Here is a 15,117-nt window from a genome sequence, read left to right as displayed (position 1 = left end):
CCTGATCCTCAATCAAAAGGTGGCCGTGAGGAGCGCCGCATGGATTACGGGAGGGAGGCCGCGCGGGCCCTCGGCGCCGCCGTCGCGGTCGTCGCCGCGCACGCGGCCGGAATCGGCGGCGCGCGGGCCGCGGAGCCGGCGCAGATCACCGTGTGGTCGAACTGGCCCGACGAGCCCGCCAAGCGCGAGTGGGTGAGCGCCCGCGTCAAGGAGTTCGAGGCCGCCAACGCCCAGTGCCGGGTGAAGCTGAGCTTCATCCCCAAGGCCGACATCTACACGCAGGCCAAATCGGCCGTCCGCACCGGCCAGGCGCCGGACATCTTCTACATGGAGCCCGACCAGCCCGAGTTCCTGCAGGGCGGCTTCCTCGAACCCCTCGAGACGCGCGTCGACACGGGGGCGATCGAGGACTGGGCCAAGCCCGCCTGGACCGCCAAGGGCCACCTCTACGGCCTGCCGGTGGAGGCCTACACGGTCGAACTCTACTACAACCGCGACCTCGTGAAGAAGGTCGGCGTCGACGTGCCGGAATCGGGCCAGCTGACGCAGGCCGCCTTCGCGGACCTCGTGAGGAAGGGCGTGGCCGCCGGGATCACGCCCGTGGCGCAGGGCGTCGGCGACCGGCCCTTCCCGGGCGGCCTGCTGCTGTTCGAATCGCTGCTGCGCAAGCTCGGCACCGAGGATTACGGCAAGCTCCTGAGCGGGGAGATGTCCTTCCGCGATCCCCGCGTCACCGCCGTGATGACGTGGTTCAAGGACCTCGTCGACGCCGGCGCCTACCCGAAGAGCTTCTCGACCCTGAAGCTCGGCGAGTCCCACTACTACTTCTACCAGAAGCCCGGCGCGCTCACCTTCCCCGACCCGAGCTGGTTCACCGGCCGCGCCTTCGCGTCGCCCGAGAGCGGCGGCATGCCGACCGACTTCCCCCTCGGCCTCATGCAGTTCCCGGCCATGGACGAGGGCGCCTGCCCGACCTGCAAGACGCTCTCGGTGGCGGGCAGCTTCGTGATCTACGCGCGCAGCCGCAACAAGGACTGCGCCGGTGCACTGCTCAAGTCCATGGCCAGCGTCGAGAACGGCACCAAGTGGATGGAGCAGGTCTCGCTCCAGACCGGCTTGAGATCGGACCCGAGCAAGATTCACTCCGCGCACGAGGATTATTTCCGGCAGCTGACGTCCCGCAACACCGGCGTGACCTACTTCTTCGGCACGCCGCTGTTCCACTACCGGGCGAAGTGTGCCGAGACCTACACGCAGGTGATCAATAACGCGCTGCCGGCCGGGCTGATCTCCGTGAAGGACGCGGCCGAGCGGATGGACGCCGCCTGCCACAAGGGAAGCTGAGGCGATGTCGGGCACGGCGGGTGTGGGGGCCCCGGCACCGGCCGCGCCGCGGGCGGCGCGCCGAGCGCGGCTGTTCGACCCGCGCCGGGCGAGCCTGCCGGTCCTGGCGCTGTTCGTCGGGCCGGCGCTCGCGGTCTATGGGGGGCTGACCGCCTACCCGGCCTTCCGGACCCTCGCCGACAGCTTCTTCACCATCGAGGGCATGGAGCGCACCGCCGTCGGCTTCGCGAATTACCGCGACCTCCTCGCCGACGAGACCTTCTGGGTCGCGGTGCGCAACACCTTCGTGTGGGCCTTCGTGGCGCCGATCCTCGACGTCGCCACCGGCCTCCTCCTGGCGCTCGCCCTCTACGCGGGCGTGCCCTTCGCGCGCGTCCTGCGGGTGGCGTGGTTCGCGCCGGTGCTCCTGTCCTACGTGGTCGTCGCGATCCTGTGGATGTGGATCTACAACTACGACTGGGGGGTGGTGAACGGAGCCCTGCGCGCGGTCGGCCTCGGCGCGCTCGCCCGCTCCTGGCTCGGCGATCCGAACACGGCGCTGGCGGCGCTCATCGTCACCCATGCCTGGAAATGGGCCGGGTTCAACATGGTGGTCTGCCTCGCCGCCATCCACTCGCTGCCCGCCGAGGTGCTGGAGGCGAGCGAACTCGACAATTGCGGCTGGGGGGCCAAGCTGCGCTACATCATCGTGCCGATGCTGCGCCCGACGCTGCTCAACCTCACCGTGCTCGCCTTCATCGGCAAGATGAAGGTCTTCGACCTCGTCTGGATCATGACCGGAGGCGGCCCGCTCTGGGCGACCGAGACCGTCTCCACCTACGTCTACAAGCGGGCCTTCAACTGGAACACCTTCGACCTCGGCTACCCGTCGGCGATCGCCGCGGTGTGGTTCGGCGTGGTCTGCGCCTCCGTGCTGGTCCTGAACCGGCTGTTCCACTCCCAAGAGCGGCTGGAGTTCTGACGTGGCAGTCCTGTCCGGCCGGCTGTTCGGGCGCGGGGCGCTCGGGCTCGTGATCGCGCTCTACACGCTTTACACGGTCGGCCCCTTCCTGTGGCTCGCCACCATGTCGGTGCGCACCACCGGCGAGATCTCGGCCGACCACTACGCCTGGCCGAGCCCGGTGCACTGGGAGCAGTTCCGGATCGCCTGGGTGGATTCCGACTTCGCCACCTATTTCTGGAACTCCTCCGCCGTCGTGGTCGCGGCGGTGGCGGTCGTGACGCTGATCGGCGCCGCCGCCGCGCACGCGCTCGCCCGCTACCGCTTCCCGGGCAACCGCCTCCTCTACGGCATCCTGTTCTCGTCGATCATCTTCCCGCCGCAGATCACCCTGATCTCGCTCTATCAGATCCTGGTCGATTACGGCCTCTACAACAGCCTCGTCGGCCTCACCCTGGTCTACGTGTCCCTGCAGCTGCCGCTGACGGTCTACCTGCTGGAGGGGTTCTTCGCGCGCATTCCGCAGGACCTGTTCGACGCGGCGCGGATGGACGGCTACGGCGAGATCGAGATCTTCCGGCGGATCGTGCTGCCGGTCGGCATGCCGGCCATCGCCACCACGGTGATCCTGAACTTCATCCAGCTCTGGAACGAGTTCCTGTTCGCCGTGGTGCTGATCACCGACCCCGACAAGCGCACGCTGCCGGTCGGCATCCGCGCCTTCATGGGCGACCACTTCCAGGACATCGGCATGATCGCGGCCGGCGTGATGATTTCGGTGGTGCCGGTGATCCTCGCCTACGCGTTCTTCTCGGAAAAGCTGATCCGCGGCATGACCGCGGGCGCGATCAAGTAGGGAGGCCCGGATGGCCGTGGTCCGACTCGACCGGATCAGCAAGCGCTACGGCGCGGGCATCGTCGCCGTGGACGAGGTGGACCTGACCGTGGGACACGGCGAGTTCATGGTCCTGCTCGGCCCCTCGGGCTGCGGCAAGTCGACGACGCTGCGGATGATCGCGGGCCTGGAGGCGATCTCGTCGGGCACCCTCTCGGTCGACGGGCGGGTGGTCAACGACGTGCCGGCCAAGGACCGCGACATGGCCATGGTGTTCCAGTCCTACGCCCTCTACCCGCACATGACCGTCTACGAGAACATGGCCTTCGGGTTGCGGCGCCGGCGCATGGCGGGCGCCGAGATCGACCGGCGCGTGCGCGAGGCCGCCGAGATCCTCGGCCTCGTGCCGCTGCTGGCGCGCAAGCCCCAGGCGCTCTCGGGCGGCCAGCGCCAGCGCGTGGCGCTGGGGCGCGCCATGGTCCGCGAGCCGATGGTCTTCCTGTTCGACGAGCCGCTCTCCAACCTCGACGCGGCCCTGCGGGTCAACACCCGCAACGAGCTCATCAAGCAGCACCATCGCCTCGGAGCGACGATGATCTACGTCACGCACGACCAGGTCGAGGCGATGACCATGGGCACCCGCATCTGCGTGATGAATGGCGGGCGGGTGGCGCAGATCGGCGCGCCCCTCGACGTCTACTGGAACCCGGCCGACACCTTCGTGGCCCGGTTCCTGGGTTCGCCGCCGATGAACCTGTTCCCGACGCAGCTCTCGGAGACGGGCCTCGCCGGGGGCGCGGCGGCGGCTTCCCTCGCGCGCTGGCGCGGCGGCTCGCTCGGGCCGGCGGGGCGCGCGATCGTGCTCGGCGTGCGGGCCGAGGACCTGCACCTCGATCCCGGCGCGGCGGGGGAGGGGGGCGGGCGCCTGCGCGGCCGGGTCGTGGCGGTCGAGCCCCTCGGGGCCGAGACGCTGCTCGTGGTCGAGGCGGAGGGCGGGACCGAGTGCACCGCCCGCCTGCCGCGGGGCACCCGCGCGCGGGTCGACGAGGTGGTCGATCTCCACTTCGCGGCGGACGCCACCTACCTGTTCGACGCCGAGACCTGCCGGGCGATCCCCGCCGACGGGGCCCGCCGCCAGCAAGCGCTGCAATGAGGGCGCTGCAATGAGGGCGCTGCAATGACCGGGCTGCGGGTCGGTCTCGTCGGGGCGGGCTTCGTCACGCAGTACCACCTGCGCGCCTGGGCGGCCCTGGGCGACCGCGCGCGGGTCGTGGCCATCGCCGACCCGGATGCGGGGCGCCGCGGGGCGCGGGCGACGGAATTCGGCATCCCGGCCGGTTTTCCGGACGCTGCCGCGATGCTGGACGCGGGCGGAATCGACGCGGTGGACGTCGCGGCGCCGCGGGCAGTGCATGCCGGGATCGTGCGCCTCGCGGCCGCGCGCGGGCTCCCGGTCCTGTGCCAGAAGCCCCTTGCGCCGACGCTGCCCGAGGCCGAGGCCCTGGTGGCGGAGGTGGGATCGCGGATCCGCCTGATGGTGCATGAGAACTGGCGCTTCCGCGACACCTACCGGCAGGCCGCCGCGCTGCTGCGGGAGGGTGCGATCGGCCGGCCCTTCGCGGCGCGGCTGACGGTCCTCACCAGCGGCACGCTGCCCGACGCCGCCGGGCGCTTCCCCGCACTCGACCGCCAGCCCTTCATGCGGGGCGAGGCGCGGATGCTCACCGCCGAGGTGCTGATCCACCACCTCGACACCCTGCGCATGCTGCTCGGTCCCCTCGCCGTCACGGCCTGCGCGATGAGCCGGACCTGTCCGGACCTGCGGGGCGAGGACGGCGCGGTGATCCAGCTCGCCGGGGAGGACGGCCTCGCCGTCCAGCTCTTCGCGAGCTTCGCGGCGCACGGCGCGCCGCCGGGCGCCACCGACCGGCTGGAGATCTACGGGCCGGAGGGGGCGCTGCACCTCGACGGCGGCGACGTCGCGCTCGCCGGGAGCGCGCCGCGGCGGTGGCGCTTCGATCCGGCCGCGACCTACCAGGGCTCCTACGACGCCGCGATCCGGCACTTCGTCGACCGCCTCGCCGACGGGAGCCCGTTCGAGACCGGCCCGGCGGACAACCTCGCCACGCTGCGCCTCGTGGAGGATTGCTACCGCCTCGCCGGGCGGGAGGTGGCGCGGTGAGTGGCGCCGCGGCACCCGAGATCGCTCCGGATGTGGCACCGGACGTGGCGCCGGACCTCGCCCTGTCGGCGCCGCGGGACGGGGCCGAGGCGGTGGCGGCGCGTCTGGAGGAGGACATCATCTTCGGGCGCCTCGCCCCCGGCGCCCGCCTGACCGAGGACGCCCTGATGGCGCGCTACGGCGCCTCCCGCCACTTCGTGCGGCAGGCCCTCGTGGCGGTGGAGCGGCGCGGCATCGTGCGGCGCGAGAAGAACGTCGGCGCGACGGTGCGCTCCTACGCGGCCGAGGAGGTGCGCCAGATCTACGAGGTGCGCGAGTTCCTGACCCGGGAGGCCGCGCTCCTCATCGACCTGCCGGCGCCGCCGGCGCTGCTCTCCGACCTGCGTCGCCTGCAGGACGCCTATCGGCGCGAGGCCGAGCGCGGGGACCTCCTCGCCCTCCACGGCGCCAACGACGAGTTCCACCTCGCCCTGTTCTCGGCCTGCGGCAACGCCTACCTGGTGCGCACGCTGCAGGACTATATGGCGCTGACGCTGCCGATGCGCGCCAAGAACCTCGCCCATGCCGAGGGCCTGCGCCTGTCGCTGAGCCAGCACGAGACGATGATCGCCCTGCTCCACGGCCGCGACCGCTGGGCGTTGGCGCAGCTCTGCGTCGAGCACATGCGGTCGAGCAAGCTCGACTACCTGGCCCGGATCGGGAGCGCCGAGGCCGGCGCGACGCCCCTCGGGCAGGAGCGCCGCGGACGGTCCGGCTGAGGCGGACGGCGCCGCAAGCGGGATTGCCGGGCGGCCCGGGCGAACCATATCGGCCTCATGGCCGAGCCGGACCCGACCTCCTTCCCGTCCGCCCCGCCGCTCGACAGCGGGTCGATCCTGGATGCCGCGACCCGCGAGCGGCTGGGGCAGGAATTGCAGGCGCTCTACGCCCCCGTCCTCGACGAGGTGCTCGACCCGCGCCTGGCGGAACTCCTTGAGCAGCTGAAGCGGGACCGCGCCGACCTCGGGTCCGACTGACTCTCCGACCACATTGCGAGGCCGTCGGATCTCGCACGCGTTTCGAGCGGCGATGCTGTTCGACCAGCCCCCCTTTTCCGGACGACTGGAGCGTCAGCGGAAGGAGATCGGAAACCAGCGCAAGACGCTGCCGCGGAGCGGCTCCGTAGGCCCTCTCCGGTGCCGACACGCCGTCGCGTCGCGACCTCTCCCGCAGGGTTGCGAGCCTCCTCCCGCCGACCCGGCAGGCCCGCGGGAAAGAAGGTGAGGTCGAGGGCATCCGGCCGCCCCGTGGCCGCGCCGGGTCGCCCGACGAGGGCCGGCCTCAGCCATCGCGATGATCCGTCCCTCTGCTGGTCCATCCGGAAGTCATCCTGGCCGCCGCGTCCTGCATGGACCAGAAACGCCCCGCGCGCTGCCCCCGTCCGGCCGGGTGCAGCCGATGTGATCTGCTCCAGGAGCGCCACGCACCAGTCGAGAGGGATGACTAGACCGCCGCTCGTCCGGATGGCCGAAGTTCACGCGTGCAAATTTACCCATCGGTAACGAATTAACTTCATTCCAAGGTTACGTCTCATCGTGCCTATTGGCCCAAGCGAGCCGGATAGGGATTCCGGCCGACGGGCAGGATCGATGAGCGCGCAGTACCCCTTCTCCGTCGCGATCGTGGGCGCGGGCCCCTACGGCCTCTCCATCGCCGCCCACCTCTCCGCCGCCGGGATTCCCCACCGCATCTTCGGCACGCCGATGCGGACGTGGCGGCAGGGCATGCCGGCCGGCATGCTGCTCAAGTCCGACGGCTTCGCCTCCAGCCTCTCGGCCCCGGGCGACGCCTACCCGCTCGCCGCCTATTGCGCGGAGCACGGCATCCCCTACGCCGATACGGGATGGGGGGTGCCGGTCGAGGTCTTCGCGGCCTACGGCGAGGCGTTCCAGCGGCGCTTCGTGCCGCATCTCGAGGAGGTGACCGTGCGCGGCATCGCGCGCGCCGGCGCGGGGTTCGACCTCACGCTCGCGGACGGGCGGATCGTCGGCGCCTCGCACGTGGTCCTGGCGACGGGCCTGCACCCCTTCGCCCACACGCCGCCCGCGCTGGCGGACCTGCCCGCCGGCCTCGTGAGCCACAGCGGCGAGGCCGCGGACCTGCGCCACCTCGCGGGCCGCCACGTCGTCGTGGTCGGTGGCGGGGCGTCCGCGCTCGACGTGGCGGCGAGCCTCCACCGGGCGGGAGCCCGCGCCACCGTCGTGGCCCGCCGCGACACGCTGCGCTTCTACCCGCCGCGCCCGCCACGCCGGTTCGAGGCGCTGCGCGCCCCCCGCACCCCGCTCGGTCCGGGCTGGAAGAAGCTCCTCGTCGCGCGCGCGCCGCTGCTGTTCCGGCAACTCCCGGCGGGCATGCGGATCGACCTCGTGCGCCGCCATCTCGGTCCCGCCCCCGCCTGGTCGGTCAAGGAGACGATCGAGGCGCATGTGCGCGTGATCGGCGGCGCGCGGATCGAGGCGGCGCGGGCGCAGGGCCGGGGCGTGCGCCTGACGGTCGCGTCGGGATCCGGCCGCGAGGTGATCGAGGCCGATCACGTCGTCGCCGCCACCGGTTTCCGCATCGATCTCGGCCGCCTGGGCTTCCTCGATCCGCGCCTGCGCGGGGAGATCCGCTGCCTGGAGGGCTCGCCCGTGCTCTCCGCGCGGTTCGAAACCAGCGTGCCGGGGCTGTTCATGGTCGGCACGCCCTCCGCGGCGACGTTCGGGCCGCTGCTGCGCTTCGTCTGCGGGGCCGGGTTCGCCGCCCGCCGCCTCACCGGGGCGTTCCGCCGCTACCGCGCGGTCCCGGCCGTGCCCGGGCCGGTCGAGGCGGGCCGCGCGCCCCGTCTGGCCTTCCTCACGCTGACCGACGACATCGGCTCCGAGCGGATCGTGGCGCAGCTGGGCCGCGAGGGCGCGGCCTGCGCGGTGGTCGGGGCGCCCGACAGCTACGCCGCCGCCTCGCGCTTCGCGGTGCACCGGCTGCCGCTGCCCCGCCGGGGCGGTTCGGCCCTGGCCCGGGTGGCGACGCGCCTGCGCCTGGAGGAGCTCGTCCGGGACTGGGCGCCGGACCGGATCGTCCCCCTCGACGACCTCGCCGCCCGCGTGCTGCGGCGGCTGGCGGCGGGATCGCGGATCAGCCCGGCCCTGCGCGACCTCATCGCCCGCTCGCTCGGGGATCCGGACGCCTACGCCCTGGCCTGCAGCCGGGACGGCCTGCTGACCGCCGCGGCGGCGCGCGGGCTGCGCATCCCCGCGACGCGGCCGGTCCCGGACCTCGCGCAGGCGCGGGCGGCGGCCGAGGCCCTGGGTTACCCGGTGGTGCTGAAGCGCGAGGAGACCTGCGGCAGCGGCGGGGTGACCCTCGTGGCGCGCGCCGAGGACCTCGCGCCGGCCTACGCGGCGGCGCGGCGGCGGGCGCGGCACAAGCGCCTCTTCGACCGGGCGACGGCTTTGCTCAGCGGCGAGGCGATGGGCGAGCGCGCCGGCACCGCCCTCGCGCTGCAGGCCTTCGTGCCCGGCCGGCTGGCCATGCGCACGATCCTGTGCCGGGAGGGCCGGGTGCTCGACGGCGTCAGCCTCGTCGCCGTCGCGCAGCACCCGGTGCCGGTCGGCGCCAGCACGATCGTGGCGGCGATCGACCATCCCGAGATGGAGGCGGCCGCGTCCTCCCTGGCGGCCGTGCTGCGGCTGTCGGGCTTCGTCAGCTTCGACTTCATGCTCGATGCGGCGGACCGGGCGCACCTGATCGAGATGAACCCGCGCCCGATCGGCTCGACGCATCTCGGGGGCCTGTTCGGGCACGACCTCTGCCGCGCCTTCCTGGCGGACGTGGCCGGGCGGCCGGCGGAGCGGTCCGGCGACGGGCCGGCCTGGACGGGCGCCGTGGCGCTGTTCCCGCGCGAGCTGATGCGCGATCCCGCCGGGGCCCGGCTCGCGGACGAGGCCGCCCTGCGCCACGACGTCCCGGTGGACGATCCGGCGGTCCGGGAGCGCTACCTCGCCCTCCTCGCCCGGCACGCCCCGGACCGGATCGCGGCGATCCGCGCCCTGGTCGACCGCCCGGTTCCCGCGGCCGAGCCCGCGCCCGCGCGGCGCGGCGCGCTGCCGGACGCCGCGTAGGGCGCCTGCGTCCCGCGCCGGGAGGGGCTGCTCCCGGCGCAGATCCCTTCGGGGACGGGCCGTGCCGCCCCCGGACGGGGCGGTGCGCCGCTTGCGAACGGGGCCGTGGGGCGACATGGAGGAGCCGTGTCCCGCCCCGCCTCCTCCCCGCCCGCGCCGCCCCCCTCTCCCGCAGCGGAGCCGCCCGCCCGCGCCGGCTTGCCGCCGGCCCGCCGCCGGCAGGCCATGGCGGCGGTCCTCGCCGGCGTCGCCCTCGCGACGCTCGACACCGCCATCGCCAACACGGCGCTGCCGACCATCGCGGCCGATCTCGGCGTCGATCCGGCCGCCTCCGTCTGGATCGTGAACGCCTACCAGCTGGCCGTGGTGGCGACGCTGCTGCCGATCGCGGCCCTGGGGGAGATCGTCGGGCAGCACCGGATCTACCTCGCCGGCCTCGCGCTGTTCACGGTGGCCTCGCTCGTCTGCGCCCTGGCCTGGTCGCTCCCGGCCCTCGTCGCCGCGCGCGTGCTGCAGGGCTTCGGCGCGAGCGCGCTGATGGCCGTCAACGTCGCGCTCATCCGCTTCATCTACCCACCGCACCATCTCGGGCGCGGCCTCGGCCTCAACGCCTTCGTGGTCGGCGTCGGCTTCGCGCTGGGGCCGACCGTGGCCTCGCTGATCCTGGTGGCGGCGCCCTGGCCGTGGCTCTTCGCCGTCAACCTGCCGATCGGCCTCGCCGCCCTCGCCCTGGCGTGGCGCGCGCTGCCCGAGACCGGGCGGGCCGGGCACCGCTTCGACGGGATCGGCGCGCTCCTCACCGCCGCGACCTTCGCGCTCCTCGTGCTCGGTCTCGGCGAGGCCGCCCACGCGGAGCCGCTCTGGCGCGTGCTGACGGAGGTCGGCGGGGCGCTCGCCTGCGGGGCGCTGCTCCTGCGCCGCCAGGCGGGCCACCCGGCCCCGATGCTCGCCGTCGACCTGCTGAAGCGCCCGCTCTTCGCCCTCTCCGCCACGACCGCGGTCTGCTCCTTCGCCGCGCAGGGGCTCGCCTTCGTGTCGCTGCCGTTCCTGTTCCAGCACGCGCTCGGGCGCTCGCAGGTCGAGACCGGGTTCCTGATGACCCCCTGGCCGGTGGTGGTCGCCCTCCTGGCGCCGGTGGCCGGCCGCCTCTCGGACCGCTACCCGCCGGGTCTGCTCGGGGGGATCGGGCTCGCCGCTCTGGCGCTCGGGATGGGGCTGCTGGCGGCCCTTCCGGCCGAGCCGAGCGTCGCGGCGATCACGTGGCGGATGGCGCTCTGCGGGGCCGGCTTCGGCTTCTTCCAGGCGCCGAACCTGCGCGCCATCATGACGAGCGCCCCGGCCTCGCGCTCCGGCGGGGCGAGCGGCATCGTCGCCACCGCGCGGCTCCTCGGCCAGACCGTCGGGGCGGCGCTGGTGGCGGCCTGTTTCGGGATCGCCGAGGCGCAGGGGCCGGCCCTGGCGCTCGGTCTCGGCGCCGCCTTCGCGGGGGCGGCCAGCCTCGTGAGCTTCTCGCGCCTCGCCGTGCGGCCCGGGGTGGGCCTGGCGGACCGGGCGGTCTGACGGCGATCCGCGCGGGCGCGGGCCGGGGCGCTCAGGCGGGCGCCTTGCCGGGAGGGCGGGGGCCGGACCGGCGTTCCGCCGCGGCGACCGCCGCGACGGCGAGACCGGCGGCGACCCCGTCCTCGACGAATCCCCTGGCGCGGCCGGAGGCGGTGCGCGCATCGGGGCCACGGGCCGCGCGACCGAGCAGCGTGCCGGCGACGGCCCCGGCCGCGCCCGCCAGGGCCCCGGCGCGGGGCGACCCGCCCCGCCCCGTCAGCGCCCAGCCGCCGACCGCCCCGATCAGCAGCCGGGCCGCGAAGGAGGGCGGGATGCGGCGGTCCGGCGCGAAGGGCATCTTGTCCCCGACCATCTCGGCAAGGGCCGCCGCGGTCGCGAGGCCGCGCGCCCCCGGCCCGGAGGGCACCGGGACGTCGCGCGTCCGCCCCTGCGCCGCCGCCCAGGTCAGGGCGGCGCAGGCGGACAGGCTCCGCAGGCCGGCCACGCATCCGATGCCGAAGGAGGCTCCGTAGTCGCGCATGGATCCGCCCTCATCGCTCGCGATGCCTCACGCCGAGGGCAAGGCGGGGTCGCCGGTCGAAGTTCCGGCTGCGGCGGGGCTCGCCGGGGCGGGCCGGGGGAGGGACGCCCGTCACCGTTGCGGGCGTCATCCCACCTTCGGCGTCAGGACGCCGCCCGTGATTCAGCGACGACTGTGGGAGGAAGACCGCGATCCGGATGGCCGCCCGGGTGCCGGGGACCAATCGACATTCTCGGGACGGATCGATGTTGTTGGCGCACCCGACACGATTCGAACGTGTGACCTTTGCCTTCGGAGGGCAACCTAGAGGTCCACTAGTGTCCACCAACCTCTTTTATCTACAATGACTTGGTTTCCTTGTGTTCTCTCTTGTCCACCTGATTCCGCCCCGGTAAATTGGACAGATATTGGACAAGGGATCTGCCATGGCGAAACGTGTGCGCGATGCCGTCCTCGACTCACCCACGGCGCGTGCGAAGCTGAAGGCGCAGCCCAAGCCGTACTTCCGCGCCATCGATCGTGGGCTCCATCTCGGCTACCGGAAGGGGAAGTCGGGCGGGACTTGGCTCGCTCGCCGCTACCTCGGCAAGGAGAGGTACTCCACTGAGGCGCTCGGGCGAGCGGACGACCGCCAGGCCGCCAACGGCACCACGGTCTTGACGTTCCACCAAGCGCAGGATCGGGCCCGGCAGAAGGTCAGGGAGGCCGAGGAGGCTCAGCGCATCGCGGCCTTCGGCCCCGCCATCACCGTTCGCGACGCGGTGGTCGCCTACATTGAAGCCCGCGAGACCAAGGAGAGCAGGGCGAAGGGTGGCGTCGGCCTGATCAGAGACACCCGTTCCCGGTTGACCAAGCACGTTCTCTCCGATGCCGCGCTGGCCGGGAAGCCGCTGCCGGCATTGACGACGGACGATCTCCAGACCTGGCGCGGTCGTGTGGCCGGACGCCTCACGGAGGGCACGGTCAGGCGGGCCGTGAACGATTTCAGGGCGGCGCTGAACGCGGCTGCTTCCCGGTACGCGGCGCAACTCCCTGGTTCGATGAGCGACATCATCCGCAACGGCCTTGCTGCCACGTCGAGCACCGCCCCCGTGGCGCGCGAGAGGCAGATCCTGACCGACGCAGATGTTCGCCGGATCGTCGCGGCTGCCAATGAGGTGGACGCGGCCGGCGACTGGGAGGGCGACCTCGCCCGCCTCGTCCTGGCGCTCGCTGCAACCGGCGCGCGGTTCTCGCAGATTCAGCGGATGACGGTCGCGGACGTCCAGACTGTCCAATTCCGCCTGATGGTGCCCGTGAGCCGGAAGGGCAGGGGGCAGAAGCAGACCTCGCACGTTCCCGTCCGGGTGGCTCCCGACGTGATCGCAGCGCTCCGGCCGGCAACGGCCGGCCGGCGTGGGACGGACCGGCTGCTCATGCGTCCCCGCTGGCAGATGATCCGGATCGGCGCGTCGCGGAAGGTTGGCCGCGTCCCTTGGTGCTCGGCCTCCGAGATGCGCGAGCCTTGGGCCGCGATAGTCGAGCGCGCCGGGTTGCCGGCCGACCTCGTGCCCTACGCGCTGCGGCACTCATCGATCGTGCGAGGGCTTCGCGCAAACCTGCCGGTCAGGCTCGTGGCCGCGCTCCACGACACCTCGTCGGCGATGATTGAGGCACACTACTCTGCCTTCATCGTCACAGCGCTCGACGAGCTGGCGGCGCTCGCCGCCGTGTCCCTGGTCACGCCCGCACCGGCACAGATGAAGAGCGTCAAATGACTGGGCTATGGAACCCCAAGGGTGTTGTAGAGCTAGATCGCCTTTTTCCGCTCAAGAATGAATGTGCCGCAAGGCTTCTTTCGGATGTATCTACTGGCGAGGCATGGGATTATTTGCAGAATAACGCTCATAATCGATCCTACTTTGATAAATTTATACCTTACTACTTAAGAAGTTATGCCCGCCCTCGGAATGATGCGCTGAGGCAAATTCCAGAACTTGACCCCTTTCTCGAACTTGGGTTGCCGGAAGATTTGAAAGACAAGATTTTGAACATTGATGACTGCTACTCGCCTTATGCATATGGCTATGAGAAATCGGATCTAACCATCTTCGACAATCTTGCCGCAGCCCTGTATGGCGAAATGGTTTTCGAATATGGCAACAGTCCTCCATTTGGAAACATTTCTCAAGTAAGAAGATGGGCCAAGCCGTGCTTCGATGCCGCAAGTTTGTGCGAATTGTATTTGCAATCAGACGCTACACTTCGCATGAATCCTGAGATTTCGGCGGCCCTGATTGCCGCGAGGAATTATCTGAGAAATAAAGGCGAAGAACGCCTCATGAGATACAATGTGCGGATTGTGGCCCGCAGCAATAAGGATCGTAGTGCACTCGGTGATGACAAATTGAGAGGAGAGGCGATGTACATTTTCTCACTAGTTGAGAAATATTTTGGTCCTTTCCGGAATGAACATCCTCATGCTGTCGTTGCTAGATTTCTGATAGTTGGTTGGGGCCTAGAGCATTTATCGTTCAGGTAGAAATGGCTTCGCTTGGCTGGACGTGGTCCCGCTCCTATGTGGATGTTACCTGGTGGAGATCAATCCTCAGGTGCACGAGGAGGAACCGTGCCTGCCGCCCTGTCCGTCGATCTTCGTCGTCGCGTCGTTGCTGCTCTGGAGCAGGGCTTGTCCTGCTCGCAAGTCGCCGAGCGGTTCGGCGTCAGCCCAGCCAGTGCCAGCCGGTGGCGCACCCAGTTGAGCTGCGACGGTTCGCTAGCAGCTGCCCCCATGGGCGGGGACCGTCGCTCGGCTGATCTCGAAGAGCACGCCTCGGTTCTGCTCGACCAGGTCGCGCGGACGCCCGACCTGACGCTGGCCGAGTTGAAGGGTCGTCTGTCCCGGCGCGGGGTCAAGACCTCGCTCAGCGCGATCGCGCGCCTGCTCACGCGGCACGGCCTGACATATAAAAAAAGACAGCGCATGCCGCCGAGCAGCAACTCCCAGACGTGAAGGAAGTCCGCGAGGCGTGGTTTGAGGACCAGCTCGACCTGGATCCGGAGCGGCTGGTGTTCGTGGACGAGACCGGGGTCAACACCAAGATGGCGCGTTTGCGCGGGCGAGCGCCCTGCGGCGAACGATGCCGGATGGCGACCCCGCACGGGCATTGGGCGAGCACGACGCTGGTGCTGGGCTTGCGCAGCGATGGGCTGGTCGCCCCGCATCTGCGCCGCGGCGCGATGACCGGTGCCGCATTCCTGGCCTACGTGAAGGAGGAGTTGGCGCCGAGCCTGCGCCCGGGCGACACGGTGATCCTCGACAACCTGTCGGCCCACAAGGTGGAGGGGGTGCGCGAGGCAGTCGCGGAGGTGGGAGCGCGGATCCTGTATGTCCCCGCCTACTCGCCAGACTTCAACCCGATCGAACAGGTGTTTGCCAAGATCAAGGCGCTGCTGCGCAAGGCGGCAGCGCGCAGCGAGGAGGCTCTGTATCGGGCCGTCCAGCGCATCCTGCGCTGCTTCAAGCCACGGGAGTGCGGCCGCATCATCGCTGCGTCGGGCTACGATGCCGACTGAGCCGCAAGCCAAGCTATTTCTAACTGAACGGCAAACGCTCTA

13 protein-coding genes are annotated in these 15,117 nt (G+C 71.3%); 12 read left to right on the top strand and 1 reads right to left on the bottom strand.

Features of this window, described 5'->3' with window-relative positions:
- Window positions 1-39: 39 nt before the first annotated feature.
- The 9 genes from ACW9J6_RS33330 (at window position 40) to ACW9J6_RS33290 (ending at window position 11,000) form a co-directional block, all read left to right on the top strand.
- The gene (locus tag ACW9J6_RS33330) at window positions 40-1,344 is read left to right on the top strand and encodes an ABC transporter substrate-binding protein (RefSeq protein ID WP_457120623.1); all 1,305 of its coding nucleotides are present in this window, start codon (window positions 40-42) and stop codon (window positions 1,342-1,344) included.
- Between the two features lie 4 nt (window positions 1,345-1,348).
- Window positions 1,349-2,305 carry a carbohydrate ABC transporter permease gene (locus ACW9J6_RS33325; protein ID WP_457120622.1) on the top strand — a complete coding sequence of 319 codons (957 nt, stop codon included), beginning with the start codon at window positions 1,349-1,351 and terminating at the stop codon, window positions 2,303-2,305.
- Between the two features lies 1 nt (window position 2,306).
- A complete protein-coding gene (locus ACW9J6_RS33320) occupies window positions 2,307-3,140 on the top strand; it encodes a carbohydrate ABC transporter permease (protein ID WP_457120621.1) in 834 nt (277 codons plus the stop codon).
- A 10-nt stretch (window positions 3,141-3,150) separates the two neighbouring features.
- Window positions 3,151-4,272: an ABC transporter ATP-binding protein gene (locus ACW9J6_RS33315; RefSeq protein WP_457120620.1), complete on the top strand. Its 1,122-nt coding sequence runs from the start codon at window positions 3,151-3,153 to the stop codon at window positions 4,270-4,272.
- A 24-nt stretch (window positions 4,273-4,296) separates the two neighbouring features.
- Window positions 4,297-5,301, top strand: a complete 1,005-nt coding sequence (locus ACW9J6_RS33310; RefSeq protein WP_457120619.1) for a Gfo/Idh/MocA family protein — start codon at window positions 4,297-4,299, stop codon at window positions 5,299-5,301.
- The gene (locus tag ACW9J6_RS33305; RefSeq protein ID WP_457120618.1) at window positions 5,298-6,059 is read left to right on the top strand and encodes a GntR family transcriptional regulator; all 762 of its coding nucleotides are present in this window, start codon (window positions 5,298-5,300) and stop codon (window positions 6,057-6,059) included. Before ACW9J6_RS33310 ends, ACW9J6_RS33305 begins: the two co-directional genes overlap by 4 nt.
- A gap of 57 nt (window positions 6,060-6,116) precedes the next feature.
- A complete protein-coding gene (locus ACW9J6_RS33300) occupies window positions 6,117-6,317 on the top strand; it encodes a hypothetical protein (RefSeq protein WP_457120617.1) in 201 nt (66 codons plus the stop codon).
- Between the two features lie 612 nt (window positions 6,318-6,929).
- Entirely contained in the window at window positions 6,930-9,440 is a 2,511-nt protein-coding gene (locus tag ACW9J6_RS33295) for an FAD-dependent oxidoreductase (protein WP_457120616.1), read from the top strand.
- A 126-nt stretch (window positions 9,441-9,566) separates the two neighbouring features.
- Window positions 9,567-11,000 carry an MFS transporter gene (locus tag ACW9J6_RS33290; protein ID WP_457120615.1) on the top strand — a complete coding sequence of 478 codons (1,434 nt, stop codon included), beginning with the start codon at window positions 9,567-9,569 and terminating at the stop codon, window positions 10,998-11,000.
- 31 nt (window positions 11,001-11,031) lie between these two features.
- Here ACW9J6_RS33290 and ACW9J6_RS33285 read toward each other — a convergent pair whose 3' ends face one another.
- A complete protein-coding gene (locus ACW9J6_RS33285) occupies window positions 11,032-11,520 on the bottom strand; it encodes a hypothetical protein (protein ID WP_457120614.1) in 489 nt (162 codons plus the stop codon).
- A gap of 425 nt (window positions 11,521-11,945) precedes the next feature.
- On the opposite strand from ACW9J6_RS33285, the gene ACW9J6_RS33280 reads away from it, so the two are divergent.
- From ACW9J6_RS33280 to ACW9J6_RS33270, 3 genes are all read left to right on the top strand, one after another.
- The gene (locus ACW9J6_RS33280) at window positions 11,946-13,277 is read left to right on the top strand and encodes a tyrosine-type recombinase/integrase (RefSeq protein WP_457120613.1); all 1,332 of its coding nucleotides are present in this window, start codon (window positions 11,946-11,948) and stop codon (window positions 13,275-13,277) included.
- Window positions 13,274-14,041: a hypothetical protein gene (locus ACW9J6_RS33275; RefSeq protein WP_457120612.1), complete on the top strand. Its 768-nt coding sequence runs from the start codon at window positions 13,274-13,276 to the stop codon at window positions 14,039-14,041. Before ACW9J6_RS33280 ends, ACW9J6_RS33275 begins: the two co-directional genes overlap by 4 nt.
- Before the next feature lie 87 nt (window positions 14,042-14,128).
- Window positions 14,129-15,075 (top strand): IS630 family transposase gene (locus ACW9J6_RS33270; RefSeq protein WP_457116050.1). Its coding sequence is split into 2 segments (ribosomal slippage): window positions 14,129-14,468 and window positions 14,468-15,075, totalling 948 coding nucleotides; the frame shifts between segments, so codons are not numbered across the junction.
- Window positions 15,076-15,117: the final 42 nt, after the last annotated feature.

The sequence above is a fragment of the Methylobacterium sp. JK268 genome, from assembly GCF_054052225.1.
Note: the sequence above shows the minus strand (reverse complement) of the source record. Positions and strands in the feature narration are given on the sequence as shown.

Excerpts from the sequence above, each read along its gene's own strand:
- ACW9J6_RS33330 (WP_457120623.1), top strand. The coding sequence starts at position 40 with ATGGATTACGGGAGGGAGGCCGCGCGGGCCCTCGGCGCCGCCGTCGCG.
- ACW9J6_RS33325 (WP_457120622.1), top strand. The coding sequence starts at position 1,349 with ATGTCGGGCACGGCGGGTGTGGGGGCCCCGGCACCGGCCGCGCCGCGG.
- ACW9J6_RS33315 (WP_457120620.1), top strand. The coding sequence starts at position 3,151 with ATGGCCGTGGTCCGACTCGACCGGATCAGCAAGCGCTACGGCGCGGGC.
- ACW9J6_RS33310 (WP_457120619.1), top strand. The coding sequence starts at position 4,297 with ATGACCGGGCTGCGGGTCGGTCTCGTCGGGGCGGGCTTCGTCACGCAG.
- ACW9J6_RS33300 (WP_457120617.1), top strand. The coding sequence starts at position 6,117 with ATGGCCGAGCCGGACCCGACCTCCTTCCCGTCCGCCCCGCCGCTCGAC.
- ACW9J6_RS33295 (WP_457120616.1), top strand. The coding sequence starts at position 6,930 with ATGAGCGCGCAGTACCCCTTCTCCGTCGCGATCGTGGGCGCGGGCCCC.
- ACW9J6_RS33285 (WP_457120614.1), bottom strand. The coding sequence starts at position 11,520 with ATGCGCGACTACGGAGCCTCCTTCGGCATCGGATGCGTGGCCGGCCTG.
- ACW9J6_RS33280 (WP_457120613.1), top strand. The coding sequence starts at position 11,946 with ATGGCGAAACGTGTGCGCGATGCCGTCCTCGACTCACCCACGGCGCGT.
- ACW9J6_RS33275 (WP_457120612.1), top strand. The coding sequence starts at position 13,274 with ATGACTGGGCTATGGAACCCCAAGGGTGTTGTAGAGCTAGATCGCCTT.